Source organism: Bacillus cereus group sp. BfR-BA-01453 (assembly GCF_022662915.1).
GTDB classification, from domain to species: domain Bacteria; phylum Bacillota; class Bacilli; order Bacillales; family Bacillaceae_G; genus Bacillus_A; species Bacillus_A paranthracis.
Genome location: NZ_JAKUEN010000021.1, coordinates 36,978 through 56,230, shown reverse-complemented (window position 1 = coordinate 56,230; position 19,253 = coordinate 36,978). Strand labels below are relative to the sequence as shown.

Here is a 19,253-nt window from a genome sequence, read left to right as displayed (position 1 = left end):
ATCAGTGGACATTAAAAAAGATGGCTCCGATCGAATATCGGAACCATCTTTTAAGTGCTTGATTTTTCAGGGCTTTTTTATTAAACTGTCCATTTTATAGGGTACAGTTCAGGAGGTAGAGTACTGCTTCTTTTTATTGCTTCATAATTAAAAATCAGAACTTTCTAACTATCTTTTTTAATATTTTTAAATTATAATAAATAGTAGCAATCTATTCCAATTATCAGGGGGCTCATACATATGAAAGCTGCAGTAAAACATAACATCTCAGATTTTAGAGACTACTTAAAGTCAAACGATATATACATGGAAGAAAATATAGATGAAAATGATGGCTCTGTTCACTTTTCAGTAGGATTAGAGACAGAAGCTGGCGCAAAAATTCAACTGATCGCTGCTTTCCAAAACGAACATCCTACTGTAGATATATACTGCTTCAATGTTGCTCACGTACCGGATGCAACAGCAACAAATGACATTTTGCACGTTATTAATGAATTAAACACATCTTACCGATTTGCAAAATTCACATTAAACAAGCAAAATGCAATTGACATTTCAACATCTCTTGCATTCTCAGAACCAAACTTTAATCCAGCACTTGTATTTGAACATACGAGAATGCTATATAAATTAGCTAATGACGAATATAAAAATTTAATGAAAGTGATTTGGGCATAAATAAAAGGATGGGCTGCAAGCAGTGCCATCCTTTTATTTCGATATCATATCAATCCACATCTTAATAGCTGTACCTACAATCAAAATCGATAACATATATTGCAGTGCTTTTTGATTGATCTTCTTCCCAACTCGCGCTCCAAGCGGCGCAGCAAAGATGCTTGCAATCGCAATAATAAGAGCTGGCATTACAACTACTTGCCCAGTTATCACTTTTCCAGTCGTAATCCCTACTGAGGAAATGAACGTAATAGCGATAGAGGTTGCTATCGTTGTACGTATTGGCAAATTTAAAATGACTAGCATAATCGGAACTAAAAGGAACGAACCTCCAGCACCTATAATACCTGATGCGCCTCCTACAATAAATGCTAACAAACTTGCTAACCATTTATTATATTTTACTTCATCACCATTATTTCGTTTCGGTACGAACATCATAATAGCAGCTATTGTTGCTAACGCTGCATAAACAACATTGACCGTATGTTCCTCTAATGCATTAGCACCAAAACTACCTATAAAACTTCCTATTAATATACTAGCTCCCATATACACAACGAGCGTTTTATCCATATCATTACTTTTCCGATAAGCCCATGCCCCTGCAAAAGTTGCAAAGAATACTTGCACCGCTGTAATACCACTCACTTCATGTGCAGTATAGCCAGTAAATCCTAGCAATACCGGAATGTATAAGATCATCGGATAATTAATAATCGCACCGCCAATTCCAACCATTCCTGATATAAACGATCCTATAAACCCAATTATAAAAAGTAATACGACTAAGCTCATCTTACATCCCCTCCCTTCTAGAAAGAAGATGAATTAAATGAATAAGTTCACATTCCCATCCGAAGCATCTGCTAAATATGCTCCTACTCCTGCAAACTCTACCCCTTCCATAATCTCTTCCTCTTTTAACCCTAATAAATCTACTGTCATTTGACAAGCGACAAGTTTAATCCCCTGTTCTTTCGCCAAATCTATTAAATCTGGTAACGGCATCGCATTATGTTTTTTCATAATACCTTTAATCATCTTTGGTCCCATACCAGCAAAATTCATTTTAGATAATCCCATCTTATCAGCGCCACGTGGCATCATTTTTCCAAACACTTTTTCGATGAAATTTTTCTTTACCTTCACAGGTTCATCTTTTCTTAAAGCATTTAATCCCCAGAAAGTATGAAAAATCGTTACCTCTTGATCATAAGCAGCTGCACCATTTGCAATAATATAAGCAGCCATCGCTTTATCATAATCTCCGCTAAACAAAACGATTGTTGTTTTCTTTTGTTGTTCCATGTTGTCCTTCCTCCAATTACCTATAGGGGTATTTTTATTTTTATAAAAAATCGTTTCGCCCTATTCTACTTTACCTTCCCAAGCTAACATACCACCTACCATATTGATCACTTGAAAACCGTAACTTTCTAAAAACTGAACTGCTCTTGCACTTCTTCCGCCAGAACGACAAACGATAATATACTCTTTCTTTTTATCCAACTCATGCATACGAAACTCCAATAGTCCTAGTGGAATATTACACGCTTCTGGAATTTTCCCTTCAGCTACTTCTTCTACTTCACGTACATCTACGATATTTACTGCTTCTTTACGTACCAATTTTTCTTCTAATTCTTTTGCTGTCATTTCTTTCATTTTACATTTCCTCCTCACAAACCATTCATTCCGCCTGAAACATTGATAACGTGCTGAAATCCTAATTTTTTTAACATTTTCGCTGCTTGTTTACTTCTCATTCCACTCTGACAAATAACGATTACTTCCCTATTCTTATCTAATTGATTTGTCTTACTCGCTAAGTCATTTAGCGGGATATTTTGAAATCCTTTCATATGATTTCCTCTATATTCACCTACTGTACGAACATCGATAAAGTACTTTCCCTGTTTTCCTACTATACTTTTTAATTCTTTTCCGTTTATATTTTGAACACCTTTCACAGGTAAAAAGCGTGAAATAACAAACCATGCAGCAAGTACAATGAAAAGCGTACTTAATATTGTGTTCATATAATCAACCTCTCTACATTTATAAAAATACTATGCCTTCTTAATCCAAAACTTCAGCACATCGCCTTCCTCTTCATGCTTTACGATGTCATGGCCACTTTTATTTGCCCAAGCTGGAATATCCTTAACTGACCCTTTATCAGTTACCTGTACTTCTAACACTTCTCCAGTTTGCAAAGTATCCATCGCTCTCTTCGTTCTTACAATCGGCATTGGACATGCTAAATCTTTTGCATCTAATACTTGTTTTACATTCATCATCTATTCCTCCATTTTTCATTCATTCGTTTATTTATTTATTTATTTATTTGTGAACTGCACAACGATTTGGACCAATCTCCATTTCACGCTCTTCATCCAAACTCGGGTGAATTTTACCCATATTCGTTTGACGGATTTCTTCATATGCATTCGGTTGAGGTGGTAAATTCTCTGTTACAACTTTACGGAACTCTCCCTCATCCTCAATATTTAAACCTGCATTATGCTCAAATAAATCTTTTAATTTTGCACTAACAATACCACTTTCGTCCATTTCACTTATTTTTGAATAATGAGCCGGTAACACAATTAAACTTTGAGATAGTTCTTTATATCGGCTATACAAAGTATTACGTAAATCACTTACCCAATCTTCAGCTTTCCCAGCAAGATCTGGACGCCCGATGGAATCTACAAATAAAATATCGCCTGATAATAAATAGGAATCATCTACAATAAATGACGTACTTCCAATCGTATGCCCTGGTGAGTATAATGCGTCAATTTCAATTTTAGTACCCCCCACCGTAATAACAGATCCTTCAACAAGCGGTTCGTATGAGAAAACAACTTCCTCCGCATCTTTTGGCGGTAACCAATACGTACCACCTACTTTTTCCGCTAACTTACGTCCTCCAGAAATATGGTCTGCATGTAAATGTGTATCCATTACATTCGTAATCGTAACAGCATGCTCTTTCGCAAATTCTTCATACGCTTCAACTGTTCTTACTGCATCAATAACTGCTGCTTCACCGTTTGAAACGACCATATAAGATAAACAGCCTTTTCCAAGACGGTTAAACTGATACATACTTCCGCCATTTTTTAAATCTCCAACTTTTACAGGCTTTACATATTCACTCCATGCCTTCATACCACCAGCTAAATAATAAATATTTTCTAATCCAGCCTCTGTTAATTGCTCTGCCACAAATATAGAAGACCCTTCTTTTGCGCATACTACTAAAACATCTTTATCTTTAGGTAATTCACTTACAATATGATCTACACCATCTAACAAATCAAAATACGGTTTATTTATAGATGAGATTTGTTTCCCTTCAATTTTCCAATCTTCATAATCCGTCTCATTACGAACATCTAAAATAAACAACTCTCCGAATAAAACTTTCTCTGCAACATCTTTTGCTTGTAACGGTTTAACATTCATTTAATTACCCCCATAGGTATATTTTTATTTAAAAAATTTTAATTCTTTATATTCCCTTGCCACTCTAACATGCCTGGAATGACATTCTTCACATTTACATAACCTTTCTCTTTCAACATATGGCAAGCTACATCACTACGGTTACCCGTTCGGCAAACAACATAAATTTGCTTCGTCTGATCTAAAGCTGCACTGTCTAACTCTCCTAACGGCACGGAAACAGCCGATGGAATATGACCAAAAGCGAATTCCGCCGCTTCTCGAACATCTAATACAATACACTCTTCATCACTTAATAATATCTCTTCCAACTCTTCATTCGTAATTGTATGAGGATACTTTGCTACTTCATTCACTTCATGCTCATGCGCTTTCCTAACGTAATGCATCAAAACATCGCCCTCTTGTTTCGTCCCGATATATTGATGCCCTACTTTATTCGCCCAGCTTTGTATGTCTACTGTAGACCCTTTATCTGTTGCCTTAATTTCAATCACTTGTCCTGATGCCAATCCTTCTATCGCCTTCTTCGTTTTCACAATCGGCATCGGACAAGCCAAACCTTTACAATCTAAACTCATATCCACTTTTATACTCATAGTCGATTCCTCCACAATTTATATACATATACCTGTAGGGGTATATTAAAATGTTTTTGAAAATCTGTCAACTCTTACGTTTGACAGATTATCGGCTTTTTACAAGTAATTGAACAGCTTCTTTAATTAACTCTTCATTTGAACCGTTACCTTTTTCAAACTGCTCACGTAAACATTGCTCTAGATTTGTTCCAACAACAAGTCCAATTGTACGATCAAGTGCAGAACGAGATGCCGTTAACTGTGTAATAACCTCTCGGCAATCTTTTCCTTCTTCCATCATACGAAGCACACCACGAACTTGGCCTTCAATACGTTTTAATCTATTTTTCATATCTTGATTGTATTCCACTATAGACCACCTCCGTAATTATAACTATATTATACATTACTTTGTAACTTTGTATAATATCATATACCCTTAAGGGTATATTGTAAAGCGTTTTGTTTTTTGGACATTTCTAACGGATAGTAAAAATGCAAAAGCCACTGATTGTATTGGCTTTTGCATTTCTCAACTACACTGCATTATTATCTTACTTCTTATAAACTCTTTTTAAAACTATAATCCATTTCTCCACCTAGTGCTGCAGCTGTATCACCAGTTTCTCTAAAATCATGTGTATATGTTTTTTCAAATGAACCGAAATCTACTTGCTTATAAAATTCAAAACAAGGGAATCCATCATGCTCTCCTTGAACATCGATAGTACCATCCTTTTTCACACAGACATTTAATACATAATCTACAGGAGGTGCATATACATTTAATGGATTACTTGCACTCGCACTCATTTTAAATTGTACACCACCGGAATTCCATACGATATCAGTACACACAATATTTTCCGTACTCGCTTTTCCAGTTCTTTTATTCACCGAACCATCTGGATTCGTAATCTTCTCTGTCGTAATACCCGTATTCGCATATGAAAACACTTCTTCTTTATAAAAATCAACTACTACCTCTTGCTCCACTCTAGAACGCATCGTATTTACCGCATGTGGTGTAAATTCACGTGAATCACCTTCAAATTGGATTACTTGTCCTGTTTCCATATCCTTCTTGGCTTCAGTCCAAGACATTGGAATAAATACACTGGCTCTAATTTTTACGATATTAGTCATAAGAAACACCTCTATAATTCTAATTTTATATACTGCATTATTTAATAAAAAATCCACCATTTCAGCTACATAATTAAAGCCTTTCTCTTTTATGTTGGCTACTTCCTTCATAAAAATGGTGCTATATTTTCCTTTTAAAGTTATATTCCATTTCTCCATCTAGTGCTGCTGGGGTATCATTCGTTTCTCTGAAATCATGTGTATATATTTTTTCAAATGAACCAAAATCTATTTGTTTATAAAATTCATAGCAAGGGAAACCATCATGTAAACCTTCAATATGCACAATGCCACTTGTATTAACTCTTATAACCAAAAAATAATCTGCTGCAGGTGCCGCCGCATTTAACGGATTACTTGCACTTGCTCTCATTTCAAATGAAACTTCATCTTCACTCCATACAATATTTGTACATGCGATGTTTTCTGTACTTGTTTCTCCCTTTTGATATTCAATTGAGCCGTCTGGATTTGTAATTTTTACAGTAACGATGCAAGCATCTGCATATGTGAAAATTTCTCTTTTATAAAAATCAACAATCACTTCTTGTTCTAATCTTGAACGCTTTGAATTTACAGCGTACGGTGTAAATTCACGTGCATCTCCGGCGTATTCAAAAATTCTTCCTGTTGCAGCGTCCTTAATAGGCTTCAGCAACGCATACGGTGCAAATACACTCCCTCTAATTTTTACGATATTAACCATGTGAAACCTCCATTGATTGTATATTATATAAATCATTATTTGTTCTACAACATAATATAGTCAATTTGATTGACTATATTATGCATAGTACAATAAGTATCATGTATAGTCAACTTAATTGACTACAGATACGGAGGTTATATACATGGATCAAACATTTAACGAGTTCGATCTTACATCGCTTTTATCATTATCATTTAGCACATTAATTACTGAACTACATGACAAATTAAATGAATTGGGATTTGAAGATATTAGGCCAGCACATGGTTTTATGTTCAAACGCATTCTACCTAATGGAGCAACGGGTATAGAACTAGCTGAATATTTAGGGGTTTCAAAACAAGCTGTAAGTAAAATGGTGGATTCTCTTGAGAAGAGTGGCTACGTTACACGCAAAACACATCCTACTGATAAAAGAGGGAAAATCATTGTTTTAACCGAACGTGGTTTGTCAGTATTGAAGGCAAAAGAAAAAATAGTAGCTGAAATAGAGCAACAATGGATTGAAAACATAGGTACAGAACGAATGCAAATGCTAAAAGAAGATTTAACAACATTCGTTACTAAAGAAAATACAGAGAAATTATCATCAAATATACGTCCTGTTTGGTAACTAAAAACTCCATAAAAAAACGAATCCATTTTGAGTATTCTTTTTCAAAATGGATTCGTTTTCTACAATAATATATTTATTACTCTCGTTTCATCTCTATCGTTAACCCTAACTATTTGCGTCTCACCATTTGGCAAAAATATGATATAATTTCCCTTCCTCACATTCCTCCAAATAACTTTTCCTTCTTCATCCGTTCTCCCTATTGAAATCCCAATTTCTTTACTCGGCTCAGGTGATTCGTCTTTCATAAGTATAATTTCAAAACCTTTTATTGGCTGTTTTTCTTTATTTTTCACGTGAAAAGTTACATAATTAACAACCTTACTAAACTTCTTTTCATTATTTGCTATAGAACTAGACATTATGATAATGACCAATATACAACATAAAATCCATATAAGGTTATTATATTTATTCAGACCATTTTTTAAGATTATTAAAAACATCGTCTGTCACCCGGTTTCCAGAATTCCAAGAACTACTTCCTACTGTATGGGTAGCTATTATTGTTACACCCGTACGAGATGGATAATTAAAATTACTGTCTCTTAATAAGTATCCCCAATCTTCCCCACCATGTTTACGCCCTTCAAATGAAGGTGAAACAAGATCTTCTCTCCTTCGATCATTACTATACAAAGATTGTTCTTGAAAAAGTACACGTTCTCCCTCATTGGAAACTGATGTCCACGGTACATCTTCTGCATACACCTTTTGATTCACCAAAAATACTGTACAAAAAAAGATAAAAAGAACACCAAAACTATAAAGAGCCAACCTACATCTTATAGAAATAAAGCTATCCAACATAACTTACCTGCTATACAAATGATAGCGAACAATTGAAGATCCCTTTATAAATTCTAGTTTTTCTTTTTTCAGAAGTCAATGTAATTAATAATGAGTATCATTATTAATTACATTGACTTCACAAAATCAAACAATGAGTCATATTCTTTACTCTGCGTTCAAAAATCTGTCGCATTACAAAATCTTTATTTAAGTAGTTTCTTAAGAAAGATACGTTCCATTCAATTTCGCATACTTCAAAGATTTTGTCTCGACCAGATCCTATTGTTTTATTTCTTCTGTCGGGTTGTTGTAGCGTTCTTCAATATCTTCAAACATTTTAATACCGAGGTAGTATGGATTAATGCTCGTTTTTGATAGCTGAAGAGCACCCAGCCCTCGTATTGATAAGGTGCTTTAATCACCCAAAACTAATTAAAAATTTATAATCTAGATAATATGATATTTTTCACAAAATCTATTGCTTTTATGCCCATCATTTATGTATTATATGGAATGGTAGAAAATTCTTGTTTTAAAATACATTCAATTATCATAAGGGGAATTTAATATGAATCCGTCATCCATCGAATCCACTAGTAATAAAAAAAAGATAGTTGCTTTTATAGCTGGCGTCATCACAACTATTGGAACATGTATAGGAATAATTAGCTATATAGAAACTAAAACGGAAAACAATCAAAAGCAGAAAACCTCTGAAGATATTCAAATCTTTTTAAACAATTATAGCAAACAAAGCTTACTTGCTTTTAATAAAAACACTAGCAGTTACATTGAAGATTTTATTGAAAAAGATGGTCAATATTATACAGGTATGAACAATTATATACACAATGAATTCTCTGAGGGGCACCAGTATCATGTCGTTGAATTTCAACTTTCTGCAAAACCAGAAGAGATTACGAGTTCAGAATACAAAATTACAACCTCTGAAGAATATATTTTTACCACCGGAAAAAGCAAGTATAGAGAAAAGGTAAAAAACAGATTATATAAAATAAAGATACTTGATAATAAGATTCAAATTTCCTCAATGTTAGACAAAGGAGACACGACAGGGCCAAAACCAATTGAATGAAGCCCTATACATTATTCTCTAAATAGAATTTTTACTAAAATAGACTGTAAGCCCTTGGTTCACAGTCTATTTTAATACCTCAATGATTGCATCTAATTTCAAAATCCACCCTCTACTTTCACTTTTTTCTGTGGTTAATAAACATATTCATACTTTCTCAAAGTCTACTTCTTGAAATAGCTTCAGCGCTTAAATAGTTGTTATTAAATATTTTAATAATAGTTGAAGTATTATATAGTTTACCAATAATCTTTACATCCTCATTAGTCTGAACATCTAAATCATAATTAGAAAACGTTTGTCTTACTATATCTATTTCTTTATTTCCAACTATCACTTCATCGCTAATTTTCTTTAATTCTTTTCATTAAATCTTGTAAAATACTTATCACATCTTCTTCTATTTCCTGGCTGTACTCTTGAATGAACAGGATCTTTCCGTATTTTTACATAAAATTCTCCCAACCTCCTTTTTTATCCCTATTTTCTAATCCCAACAAGTTCTCGTAAACTATTTTCCTTCTTTCTACTTGTCCTTCTGCATCCTTATCATCTATTAATCCCTAATTTCACACTCATTAGGGATTAATTTGTTATTTAAATCACAAATACTGCATCTAGAACCTTTCAAAATTCATATCTTCCATCTCTTTACTCTAACTTATTGTATAGGTAAAATATAGAAGAAGATAATTTGAACTTGTAAAGGGTGTGTATGCATGGCAAGTCGATACCATTATCAAAAAACTATTAGTAATGACTATTTAGGAAAAAGCAAACTGATTAAAGCTGCATCTCCATGGGAATTGAATCTAAAAATACAAGAACAAGAACAAAAATGGGCACAAGCTGAAGTGAAGCAACGTGAACGAGACAAGATTCAAGATATAAAAATGCAAGCAGAATTTGATACAATTGCTGCCCAAGATATAATCCATGAATATGAAAACCTGTTAAATGCTACACTCGAAATTGACGACACCTTAGATTGGGAATCTCAAAAGAAATACGACAGTTATCCACCATTTTTCTATGAACCTTTTAATACACAAAAACCTACCTTAGATACTTTTAAACATACATATAAAGTTCCAACCGAAGGAATATTAGAAAAATTCATATCTCCCCTCAAACGTAAAAGAATTCAACTAGAAAATCAGGCAAACAACGCTTATGAACAAGCATTGGAAGAATATAATCAAACTTATGATACATACGAAAAACAGAAAGAAGATGCTCTCAATAAACACCTTCAGCAAAAAGAAACATTTGAATTGGAACAACAACAATACAATGACAATATTACGAACTGGAAAAAGCAATTTGAATTAGGGGAACCTGAAGCAGTTGAGAAGTATGTAAATGTGGTATTAGAAAACTCTCTTTACCCTGATGGGATTGAGAAAGAGTATGATGTACAGTTTCGAAAAGATTTAAATACACTAGTTATATCATATAAACTACCTAATCCAACCTTAATTCCAAATATCACTGAATATAAATATATTGCCACAAGAAAAGAAGTAAAATCAGTCGAAATGAAAAAGAAGGATTTCGAGGAATTTTATGAATCTATAATATTTCAAATAACATTAAGAACAATTCACGAAATTTTTGAAGCTGTATATAACAACGATGTAAATATCGTTGTCTTTAATGGATGGATTAGTTATATAGACGAAGCAACTGGCAATGATTCTACTTCATGTATTATTTCCGTCCAAGCGTCTCGTGAAGAATTTGAACCTATAAAATTAGACAGAATAGACTATAAAAAATGTATTCAAAGTCTAAAAGGATTATTTGCAGGTAAGCTTACAACCTTATCTCCTGTTAAACCTATCATGACTCTACAAACAAATGATAAACGGTTTGTGGAATCCAAAAAGGTTTTAGCTAACCTTACTTCTGCGGACAACTTAGCTACTATGCATTGGGAAGACTTTGAACATCTAGTAAGAGAATTGTTTGAAAGAATGTTTAATGAGGATGGTGCCGAAGTCAAAGTAACACAAGCTAGTCGTGATGGCGGAGTAGATGCTATTGCGTTTGACCCCGATCCAATTAAAGGCGGAAAGTTTATCATCCAAGCAAAACGATATAATATGACGGTTCCTGTATCCGCAGTACGTGATTTGTATGGAACTATGCTTCACGAAGGAGCAACAAAAGGAATTTTAGTAACAACAAGCTCTTTCGGAAAAGACTCTGTCACATTTATAAAAGATAAGCCAATTACACTGATTGATGGTCAAAATCTTTTATACTTGTTTAATAAGTTTGGATATTCGACTCTCAATATAACATTGAATAGATAAAAATAACGGGGGAAGTTCCCCCGTTATTTTTCAAGTTACCTATTTTACTTTAATTAATACTTCCCTTTAGATGGCTTCACACATACTTCCGATGCACCATCTTCCCATCATAAGAAAACACAACACCCTTACTCTCCACAATCGACTCCATATGCACTGTTCTTCCCCACAGCTGATGAAGATATGGTAATACCTTTTCTAAGTATTTTAAATCGAGCTCGATTCCTTCGTAACTATGTTTAATGTATAATTCTCCGTTCTTTAAGTAGTCTCCATCTTCTACTACTAAGTACGGGAAGCCACCATTTGTCCGCATATTTACGAGTTGATCACGCACATGTTCCCACTCTTTATCTATTACCTTATATTCTTTTCCTTGGCGCTGGAATAAGTACATATCTTCTCTCATTACGAGATCTTTATTTAAGTAGTTTCTTAAGAACGATACGTCCCATTCGATTTCGCGTACTTCAAAGATTTTGTCTCGACCAGATCCTGGTTTGACGCCTCGTCGTTTCATTTCCTCTGTCGGGTTGTTGTAGCGCTCCTCAATATCTTCAAACATTTTAATACCGAGGTAGTATGGGTTAATACTCGTTTTTGATGGCTGGACGACACCTGCATTTAGTTTCGCAAATTCAATTGCTTCATCCGATGTTAAGTCCATTTCGCGAAGTATGCGTTGGTGCCAGTATGATGCCCAGCCTTCGTTCATGATCTTCGTTTCAAGCTGTGGCCAGAAATATAGCATTTCCTCACGCATCATCGTTAATATGTCTCGCTGCCAATCTTCTAGCTCACGGCTATATTCTTCAATAAAAAGGAGTAAATCTTTCTCTGGTTGCGGTGGAATCTTTTTCTTTTTACGCACGTTGGAGCGTTCCTGTTTTTTATTTCGATTATCTAAATTCCATAGGTCATCGTACTGTGATGCCTTTTTCTTCTCTACTTCTTCCTCTTCTAAGTCATCAATACTCCACGCTAGTTTCGGACGCATAAGCGACGGGTCAATATGCTCTTGAATGGCAAGTACGGCATCTAAAAATGTTTCTACCTCTTCTTTTCCGTACTTATGCTCATATGCTTTCACCCGTTCAGCTGTTGCTGACATACTTTCTACCATATCTCGCTTCGTATTTGAAAAACGAATATTATTTTTAAAGAAATCACAGTGCGCTAACACGTGCGCCACAATTAATTTATTTTGAATTAACGAGTTCGTATCTAATAAAAAGGCATAACATGGATCAGAGTTAATAACGAGTTCGTATATTTTACTAAGACCTAAATCGTATTGTAATTTCATTCTGAAAAACTGTTTTCCAAAACTCCAATGTGAAAATCTCGTCGGCATCCCATATGCACCAAATGTATAAATAATTTCCGCTGGACATATTTCATAACGCATCGGATAAAAATCAAGCCCAAATCCAGTCGCAATTTCCGTAATTTCCGCAATCGCATATTGCAGTGCTTTATCGTCACTTGCTCTCATTATTTTCCCTCCTTACACTTTCCCTTAAGAAAGTGTATGATTGAGAACAAGCTTTCATGAGGATTGATTGCATAATAAAAAGACACCCTCATAAAAACGAGAATGTCTCATCTATTACCCCTCAATAATCTCCATCTTCTCCGTAATCGGTGTACGAGCTTTTCCTTCTGGCGCTTTATCGAAGTAGCCAAGGTGAAGAATTCCAACGATACGTTGACCTCTAGTTAAACCGAGTCCTTCTATAAATAATGGATTGTAGTTCAATCCGCCTGATTTCCAAACACAACCTAATCCACGTTCCCAAGCAAGAAGTTGGAAGTTTTGCATAAATGCACATGTTGCAGCGTAATCTTCGTCACGTTGAATTTGACGTGGGTCTTCATTTATATATACAACGATTTGTGCTGGCGTGCTTAAGAAACGATCAGATAAAATTTTACCGCGTTTCGCTCTTTCTTCTTCTGTGAAAGAGTTTAATACTGCATCTACCAATTTCTTACGGCCTTCTCCAATGTATAATTTACAATTCCATGGTTCACGGTGTTTATGATTCGGTGCCCATGTTGCGTCGTTTAATAGTTCAATTAATAGCTCTTTGTCTACTGCTTTATCTGTAAATGTACGAACAGAACGTCTTTCTTTAATCACATTTGCGATGGAAGTATATGTAGTCATATTTTTCTCTCCCTTATTTTTATCTATATGTATACGTTTATTATTGATATTGATTTTCAATTTCGATTATAACCTAGTTTTTTACTATTAATCAATGTTTTATGTTGGAAAACTTGTAAAAACTTCTTTTTCTACTGTGAATAAAAAAACTTAGCTCGTTCACAAGTTTTTCACATTTTATGGAAATGATATGTGTAAAGTTTTCCACATTATCCATCTAGGAGGAGTTTACATGTACAAAAAAATCGTAGTAAGTATGACTATGGCAGCATTATTATGCGGGATAGCTACTTTCCCTGCTTCCGCTGCTACGCCAAAAGAAGTAACATTGCATCATCATAAGCCAATTTCAGAAGAAGAAATGCAATCGTTCGAAAAACTCGGCTATAACAAACATGAAATTTGGAAAGCTGCCCACATTGCAAGAATGAGTAAAAAAGAAATTAAGGACGTTTTAGCTTACTATAAGCAAAATAAATCTTGGGAGAAAACAGCGGAGCATTTCGGGGTAGATCCAAGTAAGTTGAAAAAGCATCATATGAATAAAGAAACGAAAAAGGCGCTGCTGCAAGAATTAGCAAATATGCAAAAATCTACACCAGACGGGCTAAAACAAAAAATGAAAGAATATAATATCGGATTACGTCAGCTCACGGTATTAACAATCATCTCTCAAAAAAGTAATACTCCCCTTGATGATGTGCTAAAAATGAAAAAAGACGGAATGGATATGAAACAAATTGCTGAAAAATTAAATGTAAAGAAAGAAGATATACGAGTAGAAATAATTAAATTAGTAAAGTCGATTAAAGAAAAGAAAACAAATTAATACAACAAAAGGAAGAGTTTTTTAATACTCTTCCTTTTGTTTATGAACTTTCAATTTTCAAGTATAAATTCCCGTCTTTCCCAAAAACTAACACAAGTAAATGATATATGTTAGGGGTGAGAAAATGTTCGGTTTATCATCTAAGAAATCCAAAAAGAATAGTACAAAAACAATTTGTTCTATTCCAGAATTTATAAAAAGCATGAAAGAATCTAGCGATTTTGTCTCCTATAACGTACTTGACGATGACACGTTATGCTTGTTTTATTATAAATCTGTCGTGGAAGCACTTATTATTAAACAATTTATTTTAACTCCTCTAAAAAAGGAATCTGAACAAATCCAAAACATCTCTGATTTATGCAATATTGTCTCTATTGAAGATATTATTACCTCCCCTTCTATTGATGATATTCGTGAGAAATTATTAGGTGGATATATTTTAATACGCTTAAAAAATAATTCGAATCCCGATCAATATGCTTTAATTCGCGCCGAAAGTACTGTTTTAGGAACACGATTATATAACGATACAGAAAATGAATATAGCGTAATCGGGCCTAAAATCGGTTTCGTTGAAAACCTTGATACAAATATACACTTATTACGCCGAAATATTGTAACAGAGCAACTCATTTTTAAAGAAGTTACCGTCGGATCTATGTCAAAAACGAAAGTAGCTGTTGCTTATATAGAAGGCGTTACAAATGAACAATTTATCAACACCGCAATACAACGGCTAGAAGACATTGACTTCGATGTCCCATTTGATGCAACTATGATTGAGCAATTTATTAGTGATAATAGCAATTCACCTTTTCCTGTTCTATTACCTACAGAACGATTAGATCGAGCTGTATTTGCTTTAATTAACGGGGAAGTTTTAATTTTAACAGATGGCTCTCCATATGCTTTATCAGGACCAACAACGTTACTAGATTTTTTCATTTCACCAGAAGATTATTATTTACCGTGGATGATTGGATCGTTCTTTCGTGTTATTCGTTTTTTCGGGGCTATATTTTCTCTTTTTTCCTCCGCTATTTATACAGCGGCTTTAACATATCATTATCAAATGATTCCTGCCGATTTACTAGGTCCTATTATTTTCTCGAGAGCTAACGTACCTTTCCCTCCTATTCTAGAAGCACTCTTTTTAGAAATTACAATTGAATTGCTTCGTGAAGCGGGAGCACGTTTACCGACGAAAGTAGGACAAACAATTGGTATTGTTGGCGGGATTGTAATTGGGCAAGCATCTGTTGAAGCCGCTTTAACAAGTACAATTTTATTAATTGCAGTTGCTTTATCCGCTCTTGCATCTTTCACAACACCGACTGTAAAAATGTCTTCTACTATCCGGTTGTTACGATTTCCGCTTATTCTTTTAGCCGGCGCATTCGGAGGATTAGGCCTTATTGTCGGATTTGTATTTATTTTAGCTCATTTAATTAAATTAAAATCACTTGGATCACCTTATTTATTACCTTTATATCCATTTCGTGGTTTAGGTACAGCAGAAGGTTTTCTTCGATTACCATTTAGTCAAACAGCACAAAGGCCTTCTTTCCTTAGACCAAAATCAAAATGGCGCTATAATCCGAACAAAGTGAAGCAAAAACGTGATGGTGATAATGAATGAAAAAACTTTTCTTGTTCCTTATTATAATCTTTTTTGTTCTACAAACTGGCTGTACACAAACGTATATAGTGGATACACAGCGCATTATTCATATTGCTGGATTTGATATTACAAAAAACAAACAATTCCAAGGGACGATCTTATTCCCAGAATACACGCATGGTGTAAAGTCTAAGCCTGAGACACAATCAACATCTGCTCGTTCACTTGAAACAATCGCTTCACGATTGAATGCTAAATCTCCTCACAATGTTGTTGTAGGTCAAATGCGTGTCGTCTTATTTGGAAAGGCTCTAGGAGAACGTGGAATGGGAGAAATTATTACTAACTTACAACGTGATCCAAATATAGGACGTGATGTACAACTAGCAATTGTAGATGGATCAGCTGAAGAGCTTTTAAATTACGGAAAAAAAAATGGTTCTTTATATATTGCTGATTTACTCGAGCAAAATATAAGAAATGAGAACATTCCACAAACTGAATTAAATGTTTTTTTATATAATTACTACTCTTCCGTATGTGATGCCTACGTTCCTTATATAAAAATGGGCGATAATCATTCCGTCGCTGTCAAAGGACTTGCCTTTTTAAAAGGCGATAAAGTCGTCATGTATACGGATAAAAGACATTCTGTTTTAGCAAAACTGCTAATTAATCCTACCAAAAATGGGCGTTACGAAGCAGCGATAACAAAGGATAAACATAAAGGTATGGTTGTTATACAAAACTTAGCTGGGAAAAATAAATATGATATAGATCAAACTGGCGACATACCAAAAGTAAAAATCCATTTAAAATTAAATGGTTTAATTAAAAACTCTCCTAATTGGATTGATTTGAGAAAAGAAACAAATATCAACTATATAAAGAAACAAATTGAACGCAATGTTGAAAAAGACTGTGAAGATTTAATAAAAAAATTCCAAAAAAAGGAAATTGATCCTTTAGGCATACGCGATGAAATTAGAAGTCATACGAGAAAATGGAATATAAAACAAATTCGAAATATGTATAAGAACGTCGCCGTAGATATAAATTTAGATCTTAATATTGTACAATCTGGAATCGGGGAATAGTGAGGTGAAATAAGCAATGAATACAATGAATAAATCAAAGACAGTCTCTCCATACTTTGCCTTTATATTATTACATTCGCTTCAAATCGGAATAGGAGTTCTTGGGTATCAACGTGTAATTTTAAAAAACGCTGGTTATGATGCCTGGATTTCTCTTATTATTGCGGGGATTGCAACCCATATTGTGCTGTTTTGTATGTTAAAAATGTTAGAAAAAGATGGAGATTTAATTAGCATTCATACAACAAGTTTTGGAAAATGGTTTGGCTCTATATTTTCTGTCATTTTCACTCTTTATTGCTTATTATTCTGCCTTACTGTTCTTCGTACATATATGGAAGTGATACAAGTTTGGATTTTCCCTACCATTAAGTTATGGAAACTTACCCTTATGTTTTTATTAGTCACTTACTACATTATAAAAGGTGGGTTCCGTTCTGTGACAGGGATATGTTTTTGGGGTATTGTACTTCCTATTTTCGTTGTATTCTTTTTAGTCTATCCAATGAAATACGCTCATTTCCGTAATATTTTACCTATTTTTACACATTCACCTTTTGACATGCTTATATCTGCAAAACAATCTGCATTAGAGTTTCTCGGCTTTGAAACAATCCTTATCTTCTATCCATTCATTGAAAAAGGTAAGTCTTTAAAAAGATGGGCTCATGCAGGAATTTTTTTTAGCACTTTGATTTATGTAGTTTTAGCTATTGTATCTTTTATGTATTATAGTGAAGGACAATTAAATCATACTATTTGGCCTACTTTAACGATGTTAAAAATAATTAAAGTTCCTTTTATTCAACGGTTTGAATATATTATTATTTTTGTTTGGTTTTTAATTATTTTGCCGAACCTTTGTTTAACCATTTGGTCATCATGCCAAACGATGAAGCGTTCATTTCATATTTCATTTAAATTTACATTACCGTTTTTTATTTTCATCGTTTTTACAGCTTCTTTATTTTTTAAAAACCGTGAAAGTATCAATACATTAAATACAGTCCTATCTCAAGCTGGTTTATATATTGTATACGCTTATATCCCGGTTTTATTTCTATTCCATTCGCTAAGATGGCGCTTCAAAAATCAGTCGAAAAAATCTTCACCCGACACACCATAATCTCTGATACAATTTGATTAATACATTTGTAAAGGGGACAAGCGTATGAAGAAATATGTATTTTCTTTACTTGCAGTACTGAGTTTAATTCTTGCTGGATGCGGAGCTACTAGTACAAATGAAAAAAAATCATCTGAATCAAAAGAAGAGCACGACCATGCATCGCATACTCAGCAAGCTGACATTCAAGAGAAAACAAAAGGAGTCGACACACTTCCTACCTTCCTAGACAAGCTTGATCCACAAATGAAAGATATCTACACTGTCGCTGGACAAAATGCAGAGCTATTAGATTGGATTCCATGTTACTGTGGTTGCGGTGAAAGTGTAGGACATAAAAACAATAAAAATTGCTTTATTCGTGAAATTAAAAAAAATGGTGAAGTTGTTTGGGATTCCCATGCAACGACTTGCGTCAATTGCCTAGAAATTGCAGTTGAATCTGCTTCGATGAAACAAAAAGGAAAATCAACGCTTGAAATTCGTAACTATATCGACAATAAATACAAAGAAGGCTATGGAAAACCAACACCTACGCCAATGCCAAAAGCTTAAAAAACGAGGAAACACCTCGTTTTTTTTCATTCACTTTTTTTCTTAACAAATTCTTTCAAGTGTATTTCTCCTTACTTATCACACACTATATATAACTCTCGGTAAGGAGGGTACACAGTGCAAACATATAACGACTATGATAAAGCTCTCTATTACACGTATTGCTGTAATTGGGATAAATTACTCGTTCTCATGGTTCAAACGAACGATCAATTATTTTCTAAGCGTATTGAGCATTTTTTACACGCTTATCAATACAGTAAAGAACTGCCAGAAGTTGATAAACAATTGCAGCTCCTATTTCAATATATTGACCACGCATCCCAAAAGTCACATATAGAAGAAGTAGAGCAAATTCAAATGTAAACTATAGCGCTATTCTCTTCTGGAGAATAGCGCTTTTTTAAAATGTTCATATCAATAAAAGTTTCCCCTT

General features: G+C 34.1%; 23 protein-coding genes and 2 pseudogenes. 10 read left to right on the top strand and 15 right to left on the bottom strand.

Annotated features, from left to right (window positions below; all coding sequences use genetic code 11):
- Positions 1-240: 240 nt before the first annotated feature.
- Positions 241-681, top strand: coding sequence for a hypothetical protein (locus MR070_RS24915; RefSeq protein ID WP_044790707.1), 441 nt, complete (start codon positions 241-243; stop codon positions 679-681).
- Positions 682-714: 33 nt separating this feature from the next.
- On the opposite strand, the gene MR070_RS24910 is transcribed toward MR070_RS24915, so the two are convergent.
- The 10 genes from MR070_RS24910 to MR070_RS24865 all read right to left on the bottom strand — a co-directional run bounded on the left by MR070_RS24910 (position 715) and on the right by MR070_RS24865 (position 6,591).
- Positions 715-1,479 (bottom strand): sulfite exporter TauE/SafE family protein, encoded by a 765-nt coding sequence (locus tag MR070_RS24910; RefSeq protein WP_242262149.1) that lies wholly within the window; start codon positions 1,477-1,479, stop codon positions 715-717.
- Between the two features lie 33 nt (positions 1,480-1,512).
- Positions 1,513-1,992 carry a DsrE/DsrF/DrsH-like family protein gene (locus tag MR070_RS24905; RefSeq protein ID WP_000437743.1) on the bottom strand — a complete coding sequence of 160 codons (480 nt, stop codon included), beginning with the start codon at positions 1,990-1,992 and terminating at the stop codon, positions 1,513-1,515.
- Positions 1,993-2,052: 60 nt separating this feature from the next.
- Positions 2,053-2,349, bottom strand: coding sequence for a rhodanese-like domain-containing protein (locus tag MR070_RS24900; protein WP_095842578.1), 297 nt, complete (start codon positions 2,347-2,349; stop codon positions 2,053-2,055).
- A 14-nt stretch (positions 2,350-2,363) separates the two neighbouring features.
- A complete protein-coding gene (locus MR070_RS24895; protein WP_001092321.1) occupies positions 2,364-2,723 on the bottom strand; it encodes a rhodanese-like domain-containing protein in 360 nt (119 codons plus the stop codon).
- Positions 2,724-2,753: 30 nt separating this feature from the next.
- The gene (locus tag MR070_RS24890) at positions 2,754-2,984 is read right to left on the bottom strand and encodes a sulfurtransferase TusA family protein (protein WP_002035794.1); all 231 of its coding nucleotides are present in this window, start codon (positions 2,982-2,984) and stop codon (positions 2,754-2,756) included.
- Positions 2,985-3,027: 43 nt separating this feature from the next.
- Complete coding sequence (locus MR070_RS24885; RefSeq protein WP_044790956.1) at positions 3,028-4,158, bottom strand: MBL fold metallo-hydrolase; 1,131 nt, start codon at positions 4,156-4,158, stop codon at positions 3,028-3,030.
- A 38-nt stretch (positions 4,159-4,196) separates the two neighbouring features.
- Positions 4,197-4,757, bottom strand: a complete 561-nt coding sequence (locus MR070_RS24880) for a sulfurtransferase TusA family protein (protein ID WP_000023967.1) — start codon at positions 4,755-4,757, stop codon at positions 4,197-4,199.
- An 88-nt stretch (positions 4,758-4,845) separates the two neighbouring features.
- A complete protein-coding gene (locus MR070_RS24875; protein WP_000456204.1) occupies positions 4,846-5,109 on the bottom strand; it encodes a metal-sensitive transcriptional regulator in 264 nt (87 codons plus the stop codon).
- 191 nt (positions 5,110-5,300) lie between these two features.
- Positions 5,301-5,885 (bottom strand): DUF3238 domain-containing protein, encoded by a 585-nt coding sequence (locus MR070_RS24870; RefSeq protein ID WP_242262148.1) that lies wholly within the window; start codon positions 5,883-5,885, stop codon positions 5,301-5,303.
- Positions 5,886-6,006: 121 nt separating this feature from the next.
- Complete coding sequence (locus MR070_RS24865) at positions 6,007-6,591, bottom strand: DUF3238 domain-containing protein (protein WP_242262147.1); 585 nt, start codon at positions 6,589-6,591, stop codon at positions 6,007-6,009.
- A gap of 145 nt (positions 6,592-6,736) precedes the next feature.
- Between MR070_RS24865 and MR070_RS24860 the strand changes: the two genes are divergently transcribed.
- Positions 6,737-7,207, top strand: a complete 471-nt coding sequence (locus MR070_RS24860; protein ID WP_242262146.1) for a MarR family winged helix-turn-helix transcriptional regulator — start codon at positions 6,737-6,739, stop codon at positions 7,205-7,207.
- A gap of 62 nt (positions 7,208-7,269) precedes the next feature.
- On the opposite strand, the gene MR070_RS24855 is transcribed toward MR070_RS24860, so the two are convergent.
- From MR070_RS24855 to MR070_RS24845, 3 genes and pseudogenes are all read right to left on the bottom strand, one after another.
- Positions 7,270-7,656 carry a DUF2606 family protein gene (locus MR070_RS24855; protein WP_000478590.1) on the bottom strand — a complete coding sequence of 129 codons (387 nt, stop codon included), beginning with the start codon at positions 7,654-7,656 and terminating at the stop codon, positions 7,270-7,272.
- Between the two features lie 40 nt (positions 7,657-7,696).
- Positions 7,697-8,020: pseudogene (locus MR070_RS24850) on the bottom strand (trypsin-like serine peptidase); the annotation flags it as partial.
- 145 nt (positions 8,021-8,165) lie between these two features.
- A pseudogene (locus MR070_RS24845) lies at positions 8,166-8,392 on the bottom strand (SpoVR family protein); the annotation flags it as partial.
- 178 nt (positions 8,393-8,570) lie between these two features.
- Here MR070_RS24845 and MR070_RS24840 point away from each other — a divergent pair.
- Positions 8,571-9,098 (top strand): TcaA NTF2-like domain-containing protein, encoded by a 528-nt coding sequence (locus MR070_RS24840; RefSeq protein WP_001070031.1) that lies wholly within the window; start codon positions 8,571-8,573, stop codon positions 9,096-9,098.
- Between the two features lie 719 nt (positions 9,099-9,817).
- Positions 9,818-11,416 carry a restriction endonuclease gene (locus MR070_RS24835; RefSeq protein WP_138322457.1) on the top strand — a complete coding sequence of 533 codons (1,599 nt, stop codon included), beginning with the start codon at positions 9,818-9,820 and terminating at the stop codon, positions 11,414-11,416.
- Between the two features lie 76 nt (positions 11,417-11,492).
- Here MR070_RS24835 and spoVR read toward each other — a convergent pair whose 3' ends face one another.
- Complete coding sequence (spoVR, locus tag MR070_RS24830; protein WP_070805274.1) at positions 11,493-12,911, bottom strand: stage V sporulation protein SpoVR; 1,419 nt, start codon at positions 12,909-12,911, stop codon at positions 11,493-11,495.
- Between the two features lie 114 nt (positions 12,912-13,025).
- Positions 13,026-13,586: a nitroreductase family protein gene (locus MR070_RS24825; protein ID WP_000214808.1), complete on the bottom strand. Its 561-nt coding sequence runs from the start codon at positions 13,584-13,586 to the stop codon at positions 13,026-13,028.
- Positions 13,587-13,818: 232 nt separating this feature from the next.
- Between MR070_RS24825 and MR070_RS24820 the strand changes: the two genes are divergently transcribed.
- From MR070_RS24820 to MR070_RS24795, 6 genes are all read left to right on the top strand, one after another.
- Positions 13,819-14,415 carry a hypothetical protein gene (locus tag MR070_RS24820; RefSeq protein ID WP_000277029.1) on the top strand — a complete coding sequence of 199 codons (597 nt, stop codon included), beginning with the start codon at positions 13,819-13,821 and terminating at the stop codon, positions 14,413-14,415.
- A gap of 124 nt (positions 14,416-14,539) precedes the next feature.
- Positions 14,540-16,057: a spore germination protein gene (locus MR070_RS24815; protein ID WP_000467475.1), complete on the top strand. Its 1,518-nt coding sequence runs from the start codon at positions 14,540-14,542 to the stop codon at positions 16,055-16,057.
- Entirely contained in the window at positions 16,054-17,136 is a 1,083-nt protein-coding gene (locus MR070_RS24810) for a Ger(x)C family spore germination protein (protein WP_242262145.1), read from the top strand. The genes MR070_RS24815 and MR070_RS24810 overlap by 4 nt, the downstream gene beginning before the upstream one ends.
- 16 nt (positions 17,137-17,152) lie before the next feature.
- Positions 17,153-18,262 (top strand): GerAB/ArcD/ProY family transporter, encoded by a 1,110-nt coding sequence (locus MR070_RS24805; RefSeq protein ID WP_139895761.1) that lies wholly within the window; start codon positions 17,153-17,155, stop codon positions 18,260-18,262.
- A gap of 45 nt (positions 18,263-18,307) precedes the next feature.
- Entirely contained in the window at positions 18,308-18,817 is a 510-nt protein-coding gene (locus tag MR070_RS24800; protein WP_000761019.1) for a PCYCGC domain-containing protein, read from the top strand.
- Positions 18,818-18,934: 117 nt separating this feature from the next.
- Complete coding sequence (locus MR070_RS24795; RefSeq protein ID WP_001195458.1) at positions 18,935-19,183, top strand: YhdB family protein; 249 nt, start codon at positions 18,935-18,937, stop codon at positions 19,181-19,183.
- The last annotated feature ends 70 nt before the right edge of the window (positions 19,184-19,253 follow it).